Raw genomic sequence first — 18,204 nt, 5'->3', positions numbered from 1 at the left:
GCATCTTTCACATTTAGCAGAACGCCTATATGGTCCGCCGCGATTCAGTGAACGGGCATGCAGTATGGGGAGGCAGGCCTTGCAGGACAAACTCTATCTCGGGATCGATGCCGGGGGCACCCGATGCCGGGCCCGGCTGGCGGACGAAAATCTCAACACCCTGGCCGAACACCAGGGCGGTGCCGCCAACATCAATCTCGAAGGTGGAGAACCCGCCTATCGCGCCATTCTCGAGCTCGTGCCGCCGCTCCTGGACAAGGCCGGGCTCGGGGAAGACGCTGCGGGCCGCATCTATGCCGGCTTCGGCATGGCCGGCGCACATCTGCCCTCCGCCAAGGAAGAATTCGCCGCCCGAGATTACCCCTTCGCGGGCGTGATCGTTTACAACGATGTTGAAACCGCACGCGCCGGCGCCCATGAAGGGGCGGACGGAGCTGTGCTGATCATGGGAACCGGGTCTTCCGGTCTTGCACAGGTCGACGGCAAATTGCTGCCGGTTGCGGGCTGGGGATACCACATCTCCGACCTTGCCTCCGGCGCAATCCTGGGGCGCGAACTCGCCCGCTACGCGGTGCTTGCACAAGATGACCTGGTGCCCGGTTCGCCTCTGACCCGCGCCGTGATCGACCATCTTGGCGGCAGTTGCGAGACAGCGATGGACTGGTCGTTCAATGCCTGGCCCAAGGATTTTGCCTCGCTCGTGCCGATGATCTTTGATTATCTCGAACGCAATGACCCCATCGCCTTCGAGATGATCACCATGCAACTCAAATCCGTGGATGTGTTCGCCAACTGGTTCCGCGTACGCGGCGTGAAAAAGCTGTGCACGGTAGGCGGGCTTGGGGAACGCTTGCATCCCGTTTTGGATGAACGGTATGGGAACGATTTCATGGCCCGCCCCAAGGCGGACGCCCAGCACGGGGCGCTGCTTCTGGCGCGTGCCCGCTTTTCTGACAACTGACCCCGCCGGGCCAACCGCCCGCCCATGACCGCCTAGCTGCGAGGAAACCGATGGTATCGAGCCGCATCATTCCCGTACCCCCGTTCGACTATGTGGTCTTCGGGGCCACTGGGGATCTGACCAAGAGAAAACTCATTCCGGCCCTGTTCCATCGCTTCATGGATGGCCAGTTCGACGAGAACTCCCGCATCATCGGCGTTTCGCGTTCGGAAATGACCGACGCCGAATTCCAGAAACTCGCCAGTGACGCGGTCAAGACCCATCTCGGGGCCAAACCGGTCGATGCGGCCGAGCTCAAGCGCTTCGCGAGTTGCTTCAGCTACATCGCCAACGATGTGACCGACAAGACAGGCTGGAAGGAACTGAGCGCATCGCTACGCGACGACGACGAGGTTGTCAGGGCCTTCTATCTGGCGGTTGCGCCGTCATTGTTCGAGCCGATTTGCGAGTATCTGGCGCAGAAGAATTATTGGCGGCCCGACGCCCGAGTGGTGCTCGAAAAACCGCTGGGTCACGACCTTGAGTCTTCTCAGAAGATCAACGACGCGGTTGGCCGGGTTTTTTCCGAGGACCAGGTTTACCGGATCGACCACTATCTCGGCAAAGAGACCGTGCAGAACCTGTTGGCCCTGCGCTTTGCCAACACCCTGTTCGAGCCGATCTGGAATTCCGCGCATATCGATCACGTCCAGATCACGGTGGCCGAATCCATCGGCTCGGGCGACCGCGGCTATTACGACAAGGCCGGTGCGCTGAGGGACATGGTGCAGAACCATATTCTCCAGCTTTTGTGCCTTGTGGCCATGGAGCCACCGGCCTCGGACGAGGCCAATGCGCTGCGCGACGAAAAGCTCAAGGTGCTGCGCGCCCTCAAGCCGATCACCGGTCCGGATGTGGCGACCCACACCGTGCGCGGCCAATATGCCGGGGTGCAGTCCGAAACCACCAAGGTGCCGTCCTATGCCGAGGAACTGGGCCACGACACCGATACCGAGACCTTTGTCGCCATCAAATCGGAGATTGAGAACTGGCGCTGGAAGGGCGTGCCCTTCTACTTGAGAACCGGCAAGCGCCTGGCGCGCCGGATGTCTGAAATCGTCATCCAGTTCCGCCCGATTCCGCACTCGATATTCGAACATGCCCAGGGCAGCCCGCGGCCGAACCAGCTCGTTATCCGGCTGCAACCCAATGAGGGCGTGAAGCTTTTCCTGATGATCAAGGATCCCGGCCCCGGCGGCATGCGCCTGCGCGCCGTGCCGCTGAACCTCTCCTTTGCCGAAACCTTCGAAGAGCGCATGCCCGAGGCCTATGAACGCCTGCTGCTCGACGTTATCCGTGGTAATCAGACCCTTTTCATGCGTCGCGACGAACTCGAAGCGGCCTGGCGCTGGGTTGACCCGATCCGCGAAGCATGGGACGCCGCCCATGACCGCCCGCAAAGCTACACCGCCGGCACCTGGGGCCCGACCAGCGCCATCGCCCTGATCGAACGTGACGGCCGAACCTGGCACGAGGACAATGACGACCCCGAAGCGCCCTGACACTGTCTCCCTTGAGGAGTTCGACACCCCGGTCCATCTCGCCGTCGCCCTGGCCGACAAGGTCGCGACCGCGCTTGAAACCGGGCTGGTGACCCATGGCGAGGCGAGCCTGCTGGTCTCCGGCGGTTCGACGCCCAAGGAATTCTTCGCCGAATTGTCCAAACGCCCTGTCGACTGGGAGGGGGTGACCATTACCCTGGTCGATGAGCGTTGGGTTCCGGACAGCTCGGAGCGCTCCAATGCCCGGCTGGTCGCCGAGAACCTGATGCAGGGCGAGGCCCGCCGGGCGAAATTCGTGCCGCTGTTCGTCGATGGGCTGACTGCCGCCGAAGGCGCAGAGGATGCGGCCCGGGTGACGGCCATCCGCCGTCCCTTCGATGCGGTGATCCTGGGCATGGGCAATGACGGTCACACCGCGAGCTTCTTCCCCGGCGGGGATCAGCTTGAAGCCGCGCTCGACCTCGAGAACCCGGCCAGCCTGATCGCGATCGAGGCCGAAGGGGCAGGGGAGCCGCGCATCACCTTCACCCTGCGCGAACTGCTCGATACCGGCCTGTTGGTGCTGCATATTGAAGGCGCGTCAAAGCGCGATACACTCGACAAGGCGCTGGACGAGGGTCCGGTCGCCGAGATGCCGGTCAGGGCGGTGCTGCGCCAGGCGCTCACGCCCCTGTCCATCTACTGGTGCCCATAGGGGCACCGGCACGCCCGCTCACGCCCCTGCGCGCCACCCTTGAGCGCCATGCGGCAACGGGCAGGGCGATGCACCCCGAATGGTCATGCACTGCAAGGCAGGTGTGACACACCCGTTTCACAAGCGGCCCGAACGATGCCGCGCAAAGCTCCGAGCCGGGAGAATGCCATGGGCATGAACGCCACCATCGAAGCGGTGACCGACCGTATCGCCAAACGCTCCGAAAAGACCCGCAGCGCTTATCTCGACCGGATCGAGGGGCAGCGCCGCAGCGGGGTCAACCGCGCCGTATTGAGCTGCGGCAACCTCGCCCATGGCTTCGCCGCCTGCGGCGTGTCCGACAAGGAAGCGCTCAAGGGCGACGTGACGCCCAATATCGGCATCATCACCGCCTATAATGACATGCTCTCGGCCCATCAGCCCTATGAGACCTATCCAGCGCTGATCCGCGAGGCGGCCCGCCTCAAGGGCGGCACCGCCCAGGTCGCCGGTGGTGTGCCCGCCATGTGCGACGGGGTCACCCAGGGGCAGCCTTCCATGGACCTGTCGCTGTTTTCCCGCGACGTGATTGCCATGGCCGCGGCAGTCGGGCTGAGCCATAACATGTTCGATTCTGCCATGTTCCTGGGGATCTGCGACAAGATCGTGCCCGGCCTTGCCATCGCGGCGCTCAGCTTCGGGCATCTGCCGTCGGTCTTCGTGCCGGCCGGGCCCATGCCGTCAGGCCTGCCGAACGACGAAAAGGCGCGGGTGCGCCAGCTCTTTGCGGAAGGCAAGATCGGTCGTGACAAGCTGCTGGAGGCCGAAAGCCAGTCCTATCATTCACCCGGCACCTGCACCTTCTATGGCACCGCCAATTCGAACCAGATGCTGATGGAGATCATGGGTCTGCACCTGCCCGGTTCGAGCTTCGTCAATCCGGGCACCGATCTGCGCGACGCGTTGACCAGGCGGGCGACCGAACGGGCGCTGGAGATTACGGATCTCGGCAATGAATATATCCCCGCCGGACACATCATCGACGAGAAGGCCATCGTCAACGGCATGGTCGGCCTGCTCGCCACCGGCGGTTCGACCAATCACACCATGCATCTGATCGCCATGGCCAATGCCGCCGGGCTCAGGATCAACTGGGCAGACATGTCGGACCTCTCCGACATCATCCCGCTGATCGCCCGTGTCTATCCCAATGGCCTTGCCGATGTGAACCGCTTCCATGCCGCCGGCGGCATGGGCTATCTGATTGGCGAATTGCTCGAAGGCGGTTTGCTGCATGAGGACGTGCTGACCATCCAGGGCAAGGGTCTCGGCCGATACGTCGCCGAGCCCAGGCTCAAGGACGGCGAGCTGGTCTTCGAGGATGCACCCAGAACCTCGGGCGACGAAAAGGTGCTTGCCACCGTCGCCAAGCCCTTTGCCAGCAATGGCGGGCTGATGATGCTCAAGGGCAATCTCGGCGCTTCGGTGATCAAGGTCTCGGCCGTCAAGCCCGAGCACCGGGTGATCGAAGCCCCCGCAAGGGTCTTCACCTCACAAGAAGAGCTGCAGCGCGCCTTCAAGCATAATCTTTTGACCGAGGACACGATTGCCGTGGTGCGCTTTGCCGGTCCCAAGGCCCAGGGCATGCCCGAACTGCACAAGCTCACCCCGCCGCTCGGGGTGCTGCTCGATCGCGGGCTCAAGGTGGCGCTCGTCACCGACGGGCGCATGTCGGGCGCTTCGGGCAAGGTGCCAGCTGCGATTCACGTGACCCCCGAAGCCAATGAAGGCGGGCCGCTGGCCAAGGTGCGCGATGGCGACATGATCCGGCTCGATGCCGAAAAGGGCACGCTTGACGTGCTGGTCGATGAAGCTGAGTTCGCGGCCCGCGAACCGGCGACCTGCGATCTGAGCGCCGAGCACATCAATATGGGTCGCGAACTCTTCGCCGGCTTCCGGTCACTGGTTGGCCGGGCCGATGAAGGCGCGAGCGTGTTTGGTTGAACCATTTGGCGGCGGAAGGTTAGAACCCGCCACCGGTCTTGAACCCGCCATGCCGGCGGGAGCCCTTGTTCCCCGAACGTGGGCGGGAAAAGCTGCCGCCCGATGAGGACGACGAGCCGCCACCCAGCGCGCCCTTGAGGACAGAGGAGAACGGGTCGCCCCCGCGCCAATTGCTGTGGCGGAAATTATCACGCGGCAGGCCGATGCGACCGCCGGGGCGGCTGGTGCCCGAGCGCCACTTCTGCGCGTCGCGCCACTGCCCCCAATAGGAGCTGGCAGTGATCGCGCCGCGCAGGAACTCCCCGAGCATGTCCCCGACAAGATCGTCCTTGGAGAAGCTCGAACGCGGATCGTCGAAGCGGGCCTTCTTGAACTCCCATTCGATGTCTTCGAGCTCGCGCCGGCGTGACGCCAGCACCTTCAGCCGTTCCTTGTCTTCGCGCACCTCGGTCTCATCCTCGACCAGGGTGGCCCGCAGGGAATCGATCATGCCGACCAGAGAGTCGTCGGCACCCGTGTCGGTGGCCCGCGCATCGGCGAGCAGCACATCGACGTCCTCGCGCATCAGGCTTTTCGCCAACAGGCTCGCGGCGTCCTTGAACGCCGGATCGCTGCCCTGGGCCAGCTTGCGCAGCCGCCGCGCCTGCTCGTCGCGATCATCCTCGAGCTCGACGATCTCGGCATCGATGGCATCGATCTCGGACTGCGCCGCCTCGACGGCCTCGCGTGCCGGCTTGCCACCGGCGGCATCGACCGCGGCGATTTCTTCCGCCTCGAGCGCTTCGCCGGCGTCTTCGGCCTCTTCCATCAGCCGGTCCGCATGTTCGCGCAGCCGTAGGGGAATGTCGTTGAGCATGGCGAAATTCGCCCGCGCATCATCGTAGCGCACGAGCCGCGCGACCTTGCCGTCAAAAAACCGGATGAGATTGGTGGCCTTGTAGTTGCGCGTGCCGAAACCGCGCTCCCACAGATACATGAACAGCGGGTCCTCGCGATAAGGCTTGCCCTTTTCCTCTCGGTCAGCCTCGGCCTGTTCGGCTTTCTCATTGGCGCGGTCGGCGATCTCGAACCCGTGTTTCACGGCCTCGCGGCGCGCCACGAAGGCTTCGTCCTTTTCCAGCCGGTCAGCGACCTCGTCGGACAGATCGTCGAGTGCCCTGTGCGAGACCTCAAGAGCCTCAAGGGTTTGGGCGCGCCGGTCAGCCAGTTCGGCAAGCCGCGCCTCGATGTTGCCCAACTCGTCCTGGGCTGTCTCGATTTCGGCAGCGTGCTGGGCGATCAACTGGCGGGCTTCGGTCTCCGCGGTGTTGAGACGGCCTTTCATGTCCGCCTGGGCCTCGGGGCTCAGCCGGATTTCGGCGAGCGAGGCGAAATGCTCCGCCTCTGTGGCGCGCAGCCTCGCGATCTTGTCCGTGGCCCGCGCCATCCGCTCGGTGATCGCGCGCTCCTCGGCGCGGATCTCGGCGAGCGCGTCATGCAGCGACTGCAGGGCCTGGGGTCCGGAAATCATCGCCTGCCGCCTACCATTCGGTGATCGTGCCGTCGAGCACGGTTGTCGCGTAGTTCACCTCGAGAAAACCATAGGTCTTCACGCCCAGCACGTTGCGCTGGATAATCCCGTCGTCGAGCTTGTCGTCACGAACGGCATTATAGACGGCTTCGGGCACGCGTTGCCCCCAGATCGATGTTCGGACGATCTCGCCGCTTTCCTCGTTCTGGATCGGCAGGGTCAGGGCCTCGCCATCATCGTTGAGCGCTTCGACGATCAGGTAGTAGTTGGTCGCCTCGGTGTTCACTTCCGGGAAGGTCCATACCCCCGTCTCGGTGTCCGGCCGGTTGACGATCGTGACCTTGTATTCGAGCCGCAGCGTGTCGCGGATGTCCTTGAGATCGCTGAGGGCAGCCTGGGCGCCCTCAAGGTCGCCTTCTTCGGCCAGCCCTTTGCCCCGGGTGACCAGATCCTCGGCCTCGCGCACTGCGCGCTGCTCTTTTGTCTCGGTGTAGATCGCGTCATAGACCGCGTCGAATTCAGCGGGCAGCTCGACTGAAAGCTGGCGTTCGAGCGCGGCTTCCTGCGAGGCGACATAGGGTTTGTAGGCAAACTGATAGGCAGCAACCCCGAGCACCAGGGCCAGCACAATGCCTGCGACCAGCGGGCCCCATTTGCCGCGCGAGACATAAAGCCGGGCGAGCGCCAATCCGAGCCCGCCTTTGGGCGGGGTGTAGACAAAGCGGCTTTCATCCAGCGCAGAAACGCCTTCAGCCAGAATGCGGTCGGGCACCTCGATGCCCTGCTCGGCATAAACGCCGCGCAGCTTTTCAACCAGCCGGTCGCTGCGTTTGTCCGCATCCAGCTCGCGTTCGACGAGATCTTCGCGATGGCGCAACGTGTCAACCACATCCATCGCCATCATGATGTCGTCAAGCGGCACCTTGCCCTTGGTCGATGGGTCCGTCATCCTCGCCTTTCAGCCAGTCCCGGTCGGTTTGTCGGACTAACCATTGCGCTGTTCGAGCAAAAGCGCATTGCCTTCCGCGGCGAGCTTGGCCAGCCGCTCCTTGCCGTCTTCGACCGCGTCGCGGATCTCCGCCGAATTGTCGGTCGAGAGCTTGCGCATTTCCGCGATAATGGTCTGCGAGCGCTCCTGGAAATTGACCACACTGTCAACGAGCTTCTTGACTGCATCGGCGCGGATGGTCGGGCCATACCCGGCCTTGAGCGCCTCTTCATGAACCTTGTCGCCGATCTCGGACAGGGTCTCGAGTGACTTCGAAACCCCTTCTTTCATCGCGTTGAGGGTTTCGGTCGATTCATGCAGGCCGAACATGCCGGTGAAGGAGGCCGACAGGGCGGTCAGGACGGTTTCATTTGTCGAGAAGAACGAGATCGACTGCTGATAGACCCGCTCCTTGGCGTTGGTGGTCTGCATCAACCGCGCCATGATGACTTCGGACGTGTTGTAGGAAATCGTCAGATTGTCCGAAAGGTCCTTGGCAATCTGGTATCGGCGCTCCTCGTTCTGCATCTCGCGCATGCGCTCGTCGCGCGCCATTTCGAGCCGTGCCCGGTCCGCCGGTGTTCCTTCGGAGAAGGCGGCCAGTTCGTTTGCCGCTGCTTCAAGCGCCTGCCGGCGGGCATCGAGCGCCGCCTCGGCTTTTTCGAGCACTTCAAGGGCCATCACCTCGGACTGTTTGAGCGCGCCGCGGAAATCCCGATAGGCCTCAAGGATGGTGCGCTCGCGGTCGATCTGGTCCTTGGTGTCGCGGGTCACCTCGAGATAGGTGTCGCGGATCTTGTTGAAGCGCGAGGCGATATCACCGCGGCTGACCTTCATCCAGACATTGGAGGCGCGTTCGAGAATGTCGAGCTTGCCGTCATCGAGCTGGTCGACCATGCCTTTGGCATCGTCGCGAATCGAATTGAAACTCTTGGTGATGTCCTCGTAGCGCTCGCCGATATTCATCGCGGCGACCTGCTCGCGCACCACATCGTTGAAGACGCTGGCCTGGTTGAGCGTCCGCCCGATCAGGATCACCCGTGTCTCGTCGAGACCGGTAACTTCTTCCAGAAGGCCGGTGATGGGCGCTTCATCTACCGTTTCCGGCCACAATCCCAGATCCCTGACGGCAGCGACCGCCTTGTCGAGATACTGCAAGGGCTTGTCCATAATCTCGTTCGCCATAGGTCCTGACCTCCAACACAACCGCGTCCACTATCCATGATTCCCCCGAATTCCCCCACGTGCAATTGCGCCGGGGTGTCGCAATCACTATTTCGCTGATATTGATGCAAAAAAGTTGCAGGAGGCGCATGTGGCGGAACGCCAGTCCGGCAAAGAACCGGGCATGCACTTTGCAGGATACTATCTGATCACTGCGCCGCGCATGCGTGTGTGGCAGGCGCTCAACGATACCGCGACGCTCAAGGCCTGCATTCCGGGCTGCTCGCGGATCGAATGGGTATCTGAAACCGCGCTCGAAGCGGCGATGAAGGTCAATCTCGGCGTTGCCCAGCCCGAATTCACCGGCGATCTCGAACTCTCCGACATCATTGTCGCCGAACGCTACACCCTGTCCGGCAAGGGGCGCGGCGGCCTGCTGGGCTGGGCCCGTGGCCGCGCCGACATCGTGCTCGAGGACCATATCGAGGGCACCACGCTGGCCTTTTCCGCGCTGGGGGAAGTCGATAGTCGGCTCGCCAAGCTTGGCAGCGCCATTGTCGGGCGCAGCGCGCAAGGGGTAATCGACCGCTTCTTCGAGCGGTTTGCCGACCAGATTGGCGCCACGTCCACCGCCATCGAGGTGCCGGACCCCGGACGCGGTGAAGGCTGACCGCCGACCAAGCCATTGCGTCGATCCCTCACAACTGCTTGATTTCCTTGTGTCTTGACCCGAGTGCCCCATTGGGTGCCACTGGGGCGATATTCAGAACAGGGAACTCCCATGCGCCGCTTTGCCCGCGCCTTTGCGCTCGCCGTCTCAACCTTCACCGCTGCCGTTTCTGGGGGATCCATTGCCATTGCGCAGTCCTCGCCTGATCCTGCCGACTGGCCGGCGCTGCTTGAAATGGCCAAGGGACAAACCGTCTATTGGCACAGCTGGGGCGGGGCGACCGACATTAACGACTATATCGCCTGGGTCGGCGACGAGGTTGCTGCGCGCTATGGCGTGACCCTCAACCACGTCAAGCTTTCCGACACCGCCGAGGCTGTCTCGACCGTGATTGCCGAAAAAGCCGCCGGCCGGACCGAAGGCGGGGCCGTCGATCTCATCTGGATCAATGGCGAGAATTTCGCCTCGATGAAGCGCCAGGGTCTGCTGATTGCCGATAATTGGGCCGAAAAACTCCCTAACTATGCGCTGGCCGACACCGCCAACAAGCCGACCCTCATTTATGATTTTACCGTGCCGGTCGACGGGCAGGAAAGCCCCTGGGGCACGGCGCAGCTGACGTTCTACTACGACAGCGCGGTGCTCGACACGCCGCCCACGAGCCTTGCGTCGCTGGCCGACTGGGTAAAGGCAAATCCGGGCCGCTTCACCTACGCGGCACCGCCCAATTTCATCGGCACAACCTTCCTCAAACAGGTGCTTTACGGGGTGATCGAAGATCCTGAAGTGTTGGCGGGACCGGTCGAGGACGCCGACTTCGAAGCGGTGGCTGCCCCGCTCTGGGCCTATCTCGAAGACATCAATTCCCATCTCTGGCGTTCAGGCCGCGCCTATGCGGCCGATACCAGCGAACTCAAGAACCTGTTGGCGGACGGCGAGATCGATATCGCCATGACCTTCAATCCCGGCGAGGCCTCTGCCGCCATCCGCGCGGACGAATTGCCCGGCACGGTGCGCTCCTTCGTTCTCGACTATGGCTCCATGGGCAATGCGCATTTCGTGACCATCCCCTTCAACGCCAATGCCAAGGCCGGCGCGATGGTAGTCGCCAACTTCCTGCTTTCGCCTCTTGCGCAGTCAAAAAAGGCCGACGAAACCGTGTGGGGTGACCCCACGGTTCTCAACCTCGATGCGCTCGACCCCGAGGATCGGGCGCTGTTCGATGCGCTCGACCGCGGGCCCGCAACGCTCTCGCCGGACCAGTTCGGCGAGACCTTGCGCGAACCCGACGCCAGCTGGACCGAACCGCTCGAAGCCGGGTGGATGCGCCGTTTCGGGGCGGGCGGCTAGGCCGCCGGCCATGCTGCGCCTTGCGCCACCGCTGACCCTGACGCTGTTGATCGGCCCGGTCCTTGCCGGGCTGATCGGCGTTCTGGCGCTGGCTTTCGGTTATTTCCCGGCGCTGGGCGGCACGGCGCTTTCGCTCGATGCGTTTGCCGAGGCCATGGCTGCGCCCGGCTTTGCCCGCTCCGCCTGGCTCGGCTACTGGGTGGGGCTGGCCGCCACCGCCATCGGGCTCCTGGTGCTGGCGCTGTTTCTCGCCGGCTGGTGGGGCACAAGGCCGTTCGCACCAATCGCGGCGCTGGCCAGCCCGCTCATGGCCGTTCCCCATGCCGCCACGGCCTTCGGGCTCGCCTTCCTGATCGTGCCGTCGGGCTGGCTGATGCGGCTCATCTCCCCCTGGGCGACGGGCTTAGACCGCCCGCCCGACTGGTTGATCGTCAACGATCCCGCCGGCTGGGCGCTGCTGGCCGGGCTCGTCATCAAGGAGATGCCCTACCTTCTGCTGATGGCCCTGGCCGCGATCCCGCAAACCGCCCCGGCTGCCCGGCTCAACGCGGCCCGCGCCATGGGTTATGGCCGGGTGTGGGGGTTCCTGACCGCAGTGTTTCCCGGCGTCTATGCCCAGATCCGCCTGCCGGTCTATGCGGTCATCGCCTTTTCGACCTCTGTCGTCGACATGGCGCTGATCCTCGGGCCCGGCACCCCGCCGACCCTGGCGGTCCAGATCCTGCGCTGGCACAACGATCCCGATCTCGACATGCGCTTCGTCGCGGCCGCCGCCGCCGTCTGCCAGCTTGGCGTGACCGCTGCGGCGCTCCTGACCTGGTGGCTGGGGGAAAAGGCGGTGGCCTGGCTCGGGCGCAAGGCGATCACCATGGGGCGCCGTTATCGCCGCGACAGCGTTTTCCGCGTCTTGGGTTTCTCCGGCTTTGCCGTCATCGCGCTGACGGTTCTGCTCGGCCTTATCGCGCTGTTCGTCTGGTCGGTGGCCGGCTTCTGGCGCTTCCCCGATGCCTTGCCCGACCGGTTCGACCTGATGCGCTGGGTCGAGCGGGCGCCGCTTTTCGCCGAGCCGGTCTTCAATGCCAGCCTGATCGGATTGGCCGCCGCCGGCGGGGCGATGGTGCTGGTGCTGGCCAGTCTCGAGAACGGCCACCGGCGCGGCCTCACCGCCTCGACCCGGGCGCTGACGCTGCTTTACCTTCCGCTGATCGTGCCCCAGATCGCCTTTGTGTTCGGGCTCCTGATCCTCGCCTTGTGGCTCGGCTTTGCCGGCCAGTTCTGGGCCGTGGCGCTGGCGCATCTGGTCTTTGTGACGCCCTATGTCTACCTTTCGCTCGCCGATCCTTACGAGGCACTCGACCGCCGCTATTTCGCCGTCGCGCGGTCGCTGGGCAAATCGCCGGCGCGCGTGTTCTTCACCATCCGCCTGCCGCTGATGCTGCGCCCGGTACTGACCGCGTTCGCGATCGGATTTGCCATCTCGATCGCCCAATACCTGCCGACCCAGCTCATCGGCGCCGGGCGCTGGCCGACGGTCACCACAGAGGCGGTCGCCCTCGCAGCGGGCAACGATCGCCGCGTCATCGGTTCGCTGGCCCTTATCCAGTCGCTCCTGCCCGCGATTGCGCTTGGCCTTGCCGCCCTGGTCCCGGCGCTCCTGTTCCGGCACCGCCGCGGCATGCAACATTGACCAGGATGGATGACACGGTGACCGACACAAGCACGACGGTGCGCGCTGACAGGGGGTTGACCCTCAAGCAGATCGACATCCGCCTCAAGGGCGAGCCGGTGATCGCGCTCGATGCCCATGTCGCGCCCGGCGAGGTGTTGACGGTCATGGGACCGTCCGGCTCGGGCAAATCGACTTTGCTCAACCTGATTGCCGGCTTTCTGCCCGATGCCTTCGAGGCTTCGGGCCAGATCTTGCTCGACGGGCAGGACATCACCCATCTGCCCCCCGAAAGGCGCCGGTTGGGCCTGTTGTTTCAGGATGCGCTGCTGTTTCCGCACCTTTCGGTCGAATCCAACCTCCTTTATGCGCTGCCCCCCGGCGGGTCCCGCCGCGCCCGTTGCGACAAGGTGCGGGCATTTCTCGACGAAATGGGCATGGCCGAGCTTGGCGCGCGTGATCCCGCGACCCTGTCGGGCGGTCAGAAGGCGCGGGTGGCGCTGTTGCGCGTGCTGCTCGCCGAGCCTCACGCCTTGCTGCTTGACGAACCCTTTTCCCGCCTTGATGCTGAACGCCGGGCTGCGGTGAGGGCATTCGTCTTCGATTGCGCCAGAAAACGCGATCTCCCCGTCCTTCTGGTCACCCATGACCGGGACGATGCGGAGGCCGCGGGCGGTGCGATCACCCTGGCCGGATGACCTTGGCGCAGGCCCGGTGCACAACTGTCCCAAAAAATTTGACCAACTGTTCAAATTAGGCAGAATTGCTCTTGCGGCACAGTGCCGAACGCGCTTGAATTCGCGCGACCAGAACGCGGCCCTTGCAGGGCCGGTGGGGAGAACAGGGAGACATTAATGTCCATCAAGAAACATATGACTGCGCTTGCTGGCGGTATCGCCATGGTCGCAGTGGCCAGCACTGCCGCATTTGCCGAACCCGCGCTGATCTATGACGCGGCCGGCAAATTCGACAAGTCGTTCAACGAGATGGCCTTTGGCGGTGCAGAAATGTACAAGGAAGCCACGGGCAATGAATACTCCGAGCTCGAAATCCAGGAAGACAGCCAGCGCGAACAGGCGCTGCGCCGCTTCGCCAGCCGCGGCGCCTCGCCGGTGGTTGTGCCGGGCTTCACCTGGGCCGAGCCGCTCAACGTTGTGGCTCAGGAATTCCCTGACACCCACTTCGCCATCATCGATGCCGTGGTCGAGCAGCCCAATGTCCGCTCGGTGCTTTTCAAGGAGCAGGAAGGTTCGTTCCTCGTCGGCGCACTGGCGGCGATGAAGTCCGAAACCGGCACCATCGGTTACGTCACCGCCTTTGATTTCCCGCTTCTTCAGGCTTTCGGCTGCGGCTACATCCAGGGCGCCCGGGCGATCAACCCGGATATCGAAGTGCTCTATAACTTCATCGGCACCGATTTTGCCGCCTTCAACGATGTCAACACCGCCGGCGAAGTGGGGATCTCCCAGCTCGAGCGCGGCGCCGACGTGATCTACGCCGCGGCAGGTGCTGCGGGCGAAGGTGCGCTGCAGGCTGCTGCGGATGCCGGCAAATACGGCATCGGCGTTGACAGCAACCAGAACTACCTGTTCCCCGGCAACATGCTGACCTCGATGGTCAAGCGCGTTGACGTGGCCGTGTCCGACGCCTTCACCGACGAAATGAACGGTGAATGGACCTCGGGCGTGGAAGTGCTGGGCCTTGCCGAAGAAGGCGTGGGCGCTGCCATGGACGAATACAATGCCGATCTCATCACCGACGAAATGATGACCAAGGTCAACGAACTGCGTGACCAGATCATCGCCGGCGAAATCGAAGTCCACGACTATCGCTCGGACAATTCCTGCCCGGTCTCCTAATCGAACCCGGGAGCAGGTCTGGTGAGTGAATCCACCGACACGAACGGTCAGCGGCCCGATGCGGCCGCTGACCGCCCACAAGGTCGCGAGGTCGCGATCGAGCTTCGAGGCATCAACAAGAGCTTCGGGCCGGTCCGCGCCAACAAGAATATCGACCTGAAGGTCGAAAAGGGGACAGTGCACGGCATTGTCGGCGAAAACGGTGCCGGCAAGTCGACGCTGATGTCGATCCTTTACGGCTTCTACACGGCCGATAGTGGCGAGATCTTCGTCAACGGCCAGAAGGTGACGATCACCGATTCCAAGCACGCGCTGGAGCTTGGCATCGGCATGGTCCACCAGCACTTCATGCTGGTCGAACCCTTCACGATTCTTGAAAACATCATTCTGGGCGCCGAGGATTCGGCGATCCTTGAAACCTCGATTGCGCGCGCACGGGCCGAACTCAAGCGCCTCGCCGAAGACTATTCGCTCACCGTCGATCCAGATGCGGTTGTCGGCGATGTCTCGGTCGGCCAGCAGCAGCGCGTCGAAATCCTCAAGGCGCTCTATCGCGGCGCCGATATCCTCATTCTCGACGAGCCCACCGGTGTGTTGACCCCGGCCGAGGCCGATCACCTGTTCCGCATTCTCGAGCAACTGCGCGAACAGGGCAAAACCATCATCCTGATCACCCACAAGCTGCGCGAGATCATGGCCATTACCGACAATGTTTCGGTCATGCGCCAGGGCGAGATCGTCTCGACCGTGCGCACCGCGGACACCAGCCCCGACAAACTGGCCGAAGCCATGGTGGGCCGGCACGTGCTTCTGCGGGTGGAGAAGGACAAGGCCAATCCCGGCGACATTCGCCTCGAGGTCAACAACCTGACCGTCAAGGATGACCTCGGTGTGCCCCGGGTCAAGGATGTGAGCCTCACCGTGCGCGCCGGCGAGATCGTCGGCATTGCCGGCGTGGCGGGCAATGGTCAGTCCGAATTGCTCGAAGCGATTTCGGGCATGCGCGAGCCGGTGCTGGGCGAAATCAAGATTTCGGGCAATCCCGTTACCTTCCATGGCGACGATGGCGCTGCGCGCCTGCGGCGCGCTGGCCTTGCTCACGTTCCCGAAGACCGGCAGCGGCTCGGTCTGGTTACCGCCTTCGAGGAATGGGAAAACTCGATCCTTGGCTATCAGGATGATGACCGCTACGGCAAAGGGCTGCAGCTCGACATCAAGGCAGCGCGCGAGGAGGCTGTGCGCCGTATCGAGAAATTCGACATTCGCCCGACCAATCCGCGGTTGAAGACAGCCAATTTCTCGGGTGGCAATCAGCAAAAGATCGTTTTGGCCCGCGAGATGGACCGCGATCTCGAGGTGCTGATTGTCGGCCAGCCGACCCGCGGTGTCGATATTGGCGCCATCGAATTCATTCACAACCAGATCATCGCCATGCGCGACGAAGGCAAGGCGATCCTGCTGGTCTCGGTCGAGCTCGACGAAATCCGGTCGCTGTCCGACAGGATTCTCGTCATGTTCGATGGACACATCATCGCCGAAGTCGCCGAAGGCGAAGCCGACGAGCGCACGCTCGGGCTCTATATGGCCGGCGTCAACGAACCGGCGGCAGCGGAGTGATTGCAAGACCATGAGTGCAAGACAGCCTTTGCCCCATTGGGTCACAGCCTTCCTGATGCCGGCGCTCAACGTCGCGCTGGCCTTTGTTATCGGCGGTCTGGTGGTGCTGGCCATCGGCGAAAACCCGCTCGAGGCCGTCTCGGTGCTGATCTACGGCGCGTTCGGCTATGGTGAGGGCTGGGGCTACACGCTCCACTTTGCCACCAACTTCATGTTCACCGGTCTCGCTGTGGCGCTCGTCTTCCACATGGGCATGTTCAATATCGGGGTGGAAGGCCAGGCCTATGTGGCCGGGCTGGCCATCATGGTGGCGCTGGCTTTCGACCAGACCCACTGGACGGTGGTTTTCGTCACCTCGATCATCACGGCGGGTGTGCTGGGCGCCATGTGGGCGCTGATCCCGGCTTATCTGCAGGCCAAGCGGGGCAGCCATATCGTGATCACCACCATCATGTTCAACTTCATCGCCTCGTCGCTGATGAGTTACATGCTCGGCCAGGTGATCACCCGTCCGGGCGCCAATGCGGAAACCGAAACCATCGACCCGGTCGGCCGCCTGCCGCTGTTGCGCGACATTCCAGGGCTTGAATTCTTTGGTTTCTCCCCGGTCAATGTCTCGATTTTCCTCGCCATCGCCGCCGGCTTCTTCGTCTACTGGCTGCTGTGGCACACCAAGTTCGGCTACAAGATCCGCGCGCTGGGCCACAATCCCAATGCGGTGCGCTATGCCGGGGTCTCGGCGGTCACGGTGATCATCATCACCATGATGATCTCGGGCGCGCTCGCCGGGCTCGTCGCGGTCAATGAGGCGGTGGGTGTGCAAAAGCGCCTGGTCGTCGGCTATGTCAACGGCGCCGGCTTTGTCGGCATCGCGGTGGCCTTCATGGGGCGCTCGCATCCGATCGGTGTGGCGCTCTCGGCACTTTTGTTCGGCGCGCTCTATCAGGGCGGACAGGAACTGGCCTTCGAGATGCCCTCGGTGAGCCGTGACATGGTTGTCGTCATTCAGGCCCTTGTGATCCTGTTCACCGGTGCCATGTCGGAACTCTTCCGTCCGGCGCTTGAGCGGGTCTTCTCCGCCCGAAGTCCCGGTGCGGAGACCGCCAAGGCGGCGTCAGAAAGCGGATCGGGGTAGGGCCATGGATTTCTCGGATATCATTCTGGTTCTCGATTCGAGCGTGCGCCTTGCGGTGCCGCTGCTGTTCGCGGCGCTGGCCGGGCTCTATTCGGAGCGCTCCGGCGTCGTCGATATCGGGCTCGAAGGCAAGCTTCTGGGCGCGGCCTTCGCTGCCGCCGCGGCGGCGGCAGTCACCGGTTCGGCCTGGATCGGGCTTGGAGCGGGTATTGTCGTCTCGATTTCGATGGCCATGATCCACGCCTTCGCCTCGGTCAATATGCGCGGCAACCAGATCATCTCCGGCGTGGCGCTCAACTTCCTCGCCTTGGGGGTCACGGTGGTGCTGGCCGAAGCCTGGTTCAGGCGTGGCGGCAACACGCCCAATCTCTCCGGCGACCAGCGGTTCGGCTCGATCGATTTGCCCTTCGCCGCCGAGGCGCAGGCCAATATCCCCTTTGTCGGAGAGATCTATGCCCAGCTGATCTCGGGGCACAACATTCTGGTCTATCTCGCCTTCCTGGCGGTGCCGATCACGGCTTATGTCATGTTCCATACCCGTTTTGGCCTGCGTGTGCGGGCGGTGGGCGAGAACCCCACCGCGCTTGATACCGCCGGCATGTCGGTGGGCTGGCTGCGTTATCAGGCGATCTTTGTGACCGGCATTCTGTGTGGTGCGGGCGGGGCCTATCTCTCGACCGCCCAGGGCGCGAGCTTCACAGACAACATGACCGCCGGGCGTGGCTTCATTGCGCTGGCGGCGCTGATCTTCGCCAAATGGCGGCCCTGGCAGGCGATGTTCACCTGCTTGTTGTTCGGCTTCCTCTCGGCCATGCAGATCCGTCTGCAGGGCGTGGAGTTCCCGCTGATCGGCGAGGTGCCGGTTCAGGCCATCCAGGCGCTGCCCTACATTCTGACGGTCATTCTGCTGGCCGGCTTTGTGGGCCGGGCAATCCCGCCCAAATCTATCGGCCAGCCCTATGTGAAGGAGCGCTGACCGCGCAGTTGCCGGTCGGCCTCCGCCTTTGCGCCCGAGCCGCGGCTGAGGGCGATTTCCGCCCGCGAAGAGCCATGCCGCACGGCATGG

Annotated in this window: 15 protein-coding genes; 12 read left to right on the top strand and 3 right to left on the bottom strand. The window is 63.5% G+C overall.

The genetic code is table 11. From position 1 onward, the window contains the following. The first annotated feature begins 79 nt into the window (after positions 1-79). The 4 genes from G489_RS20695 to edd all read left to right on the top strand — a co-directional run bounded on the left by G489_RS20695 (position 80) and on the right by edd (position 5,179). Positions 80-961: a BadF/BadG/BcrA/BcrD ATPase family protein gene (locus tag G489_RS20695; RefSeq protein ID WP_162142439.1), complete on the top strand. Its 882-nt coding sequence runs from the start codon at positions 80-82 to the stop codon at positions 959-961. A 50-nt stretch (positions 962-1,011) separates the two neighbouring features. Beyond that, the gene (gene zwf, locus G489_RS0114005) at positions 1,012-2,502 is read left to right on the top strand and encodes a glucose-6-phosphate dehydrogenase (protein ID WP_029042057.1); all 1,491 of its coding nucleotides are present in this window, start codon (positions 1,012-1,014) and stop codon (positions 2,500-2,502) included. Then, positions 2,480-3,196 carry a 6-phosphogluconolactonase gene (gene pgl, locus G489_RS0114000; RefSeq protein WP_029042056.1) on the top strand — a complete coding sequence of 239 codons (717 nt, stop codon included), beginning with the start codon at positions 2,480-2,482 and terminating at the stop codon, positions 3,194-3,196. Before zwf ends, pgl begins: the two co-directional genes overlap by 23 nt. Positions 3,197-3,364: 168 nt before the next feature. Continuing rightward, positions 3,365-5,179, top strand: coding sequence for a phosphogluconate dehydratase (gene edd, locus G489_RS0113995; protein WP_029042055.1), 1,815 nt, complete (start codon positions 3,365-3,367; stop codon positions 5,177-5,179). Positions 5,180-5,198: 19 nt separating this feature from the next. Here the strand turns inward: edd and G489_RS0113990 are convergent, their stop codons facing one another. The 3 genes from G489_RS0113990 to G489_RS0113980 are packed head-to-tail and all read right to left on the bottom strand — an operon-like array spanning position 5,199 to position 8,862. Continuing rightward, on the bottom strand, positions 5,199-6,689 hold the full coding sequence (locus G489_RS0113990; RefSeq protein WP_029042054.1) for a coiled-coil domain-containing protein: 1,491 nt from the start codon (positions 6,687-6,689) through the stop codon (positions 5,199-5,201). A gap of 10 nt (positions 6,690-6,699) precedes the next feature. Then, positions 6,700-7,638 (bottom strand): DUF6384 family protein, encoded by a 939-nt coding sequence (locus G489_RS0113985; protein ID WP_029042053.1) that lies wholly within the window; start codon positions 7,636-7,638, stop codon positions 6,700-6,702. 36 nt (positions 7,639-7,674) lie between these two features. After that, the gene (locus tag G489_RS0113980) at positions 7,675-8,862 is read right to left on the bottom strand and encodes a hypothetical protein (protein ID WP_029042052.1); all 1,188 of its coding nucleotides are present in this window, start codon (positions 8,860-8,862) and stop codon (positions 7,675-7,677) included. Between the two features lie 130 nt (positions 8,863-8,992). Between G489_RS0113980 and G489_RS0113975 the strand changes: the two genes are divergently transcribed. The 8 genes from G489_RS0113975 to G489_RS0113940 all read left to right on the top strand — a co-directional run bounded on the left by G489_RS0113975 (position 8,993) and on the right by G489_RS0113940 (position 18,114). After that, positions 8,993-9,511 carry a CoxG family protein gene (locus tag G489_RS0113975; protein ID WP_051332664.1) on the top strand — a complete coding sequence of 173 codons (519 nt, stop codon included), beginning with the start codon at positions 8,993-8,995 and terminating at the stop codon, positions 9,509-9,511. Between the two features lie 111 nt (positions 9,512-9,622). After that, a complete protein-coding gene (locus G489_RS0113970; RefSeq protein WP_029042050.1) occupies positions 9,623-10,861 on the top strand; it encodes an ABC transporter substrate-binding protein in 1,239 nt (412 codons plus the stop codon). Positions 10,862-10,871: 10 nt separating this feature from the next. Next, positions 10,872-12,548, top strand: coding sequence for an ABC transporter permease (locus G489_RS0113965; RefSeq protein WP_029042049.1), 1,677 nt, complete (start codon positions 10,872-10,874; stop codon positions 12,546-12,548). Positions 12,549-12,565: 17 nt separating this feature from the next. Beyond that, positions 12,566-13,225, top strand: a complete 660-nt coding sequence (locus G489_RS0113960; RefSeq protein ID WP_245578924.1) for an ATP-binding cassette domain-containing protein — start codon at positions 12,566-12,568, stop codon at positions 13,223-13,225. A 156-nt stretch (positions 13,226-13,381) separates the two neighbouring features. Then, positions 13,382-14,386 carry a BMP family lipoprotein gene (locus G489_RS0113955; protein WP_210162613.1) on the top strand — a complete coding sequence of 335 codons (1,005 nt, stop codon included), beginning with the start codon at positions 13,382-13,384 and terminating at the stop codon, positions 14,384-14,386. A gap of 96 nt (positions 14,387-14,482) precedes the next feature. Next, complete coding sequence (locus G489_RS0113950; RefSeq protein WP_029042046.1) at positions 14,483-16,003, top strand: ABC transporter ATP-binding protein; 1,521 nt, start codon at positions 14,483-14,485, stop codon at positions 16,001-16,003. Positions 16,004-16,013: 10 nt separating this feature from the next. Further along, entirely contained in the window at positions 16,014-17,138 is a 1,125-nt protein-coding gene (locus G489_RS0113945; protein WP_029042045.1) for an ABC transporter permease, read from the top strand. A 4-nt stretch (positions 17,139-17,142) separates the two neighbouring features. Further along, on the top strand, positions 17,143-18,114 hold the full coding sequence (locus G489_RS0113940) for an ABC transporter permease (protein ID WP_029042044.1): 972 nt from the start codon (positions 17,143-17,145) through the stop codon (positions 18,112-18,114). Positions 18,115-18,204 lie beyond the last annotated feature (90 nt).

The organism is Cucumibacter marinus DSM 18995 (assembly GCF_000429865.1).
GTDB classification, from domain to species: Bacteria; Pseudomonadota; Alphaproteobacteria; order Rhizobiales; family Devosiaceae; genus Cucumibacter; species Cucumibacter marinus.
The sequence above is the reverse complement of the archived record's forward strand: the minus strand, read 5'-3'. Positions and strand labels throughout refer to the sequence as shown.

Coding starts and splice junctions, on each gene's coding strand:
- G489_RS0113970 (WP_029042050.1), top strand. CDS start 9,623: ATGCGCCGCTTTGCCCGCGCCTTTGCGCTCGCCGTCTCAACCTTCACC.
- pgl (WP_029042056.1), top strand. CDS start 2,480: ATGACGACCCCGAAGCGCCCTGACACTGTCTCCCTTGAGGAGTTCGAC.
- zwf (WP_029042057.1), top strand. CDS start 1,012: ATGGTATCGAGCCGCATCATTCCCGTACCCCCGTTCGACTATGTGGTC.
- G489_RS0113965 (WP_029042049.1), top strand. CDS start 10,872: ATGCTGCGCCTTGCGCCACCGCTGACCCTGACGCTGTTGATCGGCCCG.
- G489_RS0113985 (WP_029042053.1), bottom strand. CDS start 7,638: ATGACGGACCCATCGACCAAGGGCAAGGTGCCGCTTGACGACATCATG.
- G489_RS0113955 (WP_210162613.1), top strand. CDS start 13,382: ATGTCCATCAAGAAACATATGACTGCGCTTGCTGGCGGTATCGCCATG.
- G489_RS0113990 (WP_029042054.1), bottom strand. CDS start 6,689: ATGATTTCCGGACCCCAGGCCCTGCAGTCGCTGCATGACGCGCTCGCC.
- G489_RS0113945 (WP_029042045.1), top strand. CDS start 16,014: ATGAGTGCAAGACAGCCTTTGCCCCATTGGGTCACAGCCTTCCTGATG.
- G489_RS0113980 (WP_029042052.1), bottom strand. CDS start 8,862: ATGGCGAACGAGATTATGGACAAGCCCTTGCAGTATCTCGACAAGGCG.
- edd (WP_029042055.1), top strand. CDS start 3,365: ATGGGCATGAACGCCACCATCGAAGCGGTGACCGACCGTATCGCCAAA.
- G489_RS0113940 (WP_029042044.1), top strand. CDS start 17,143: ATGGATTTCTCGGATATCATTCTGGTTCTCGATTCGAGCGTGCGCCTT.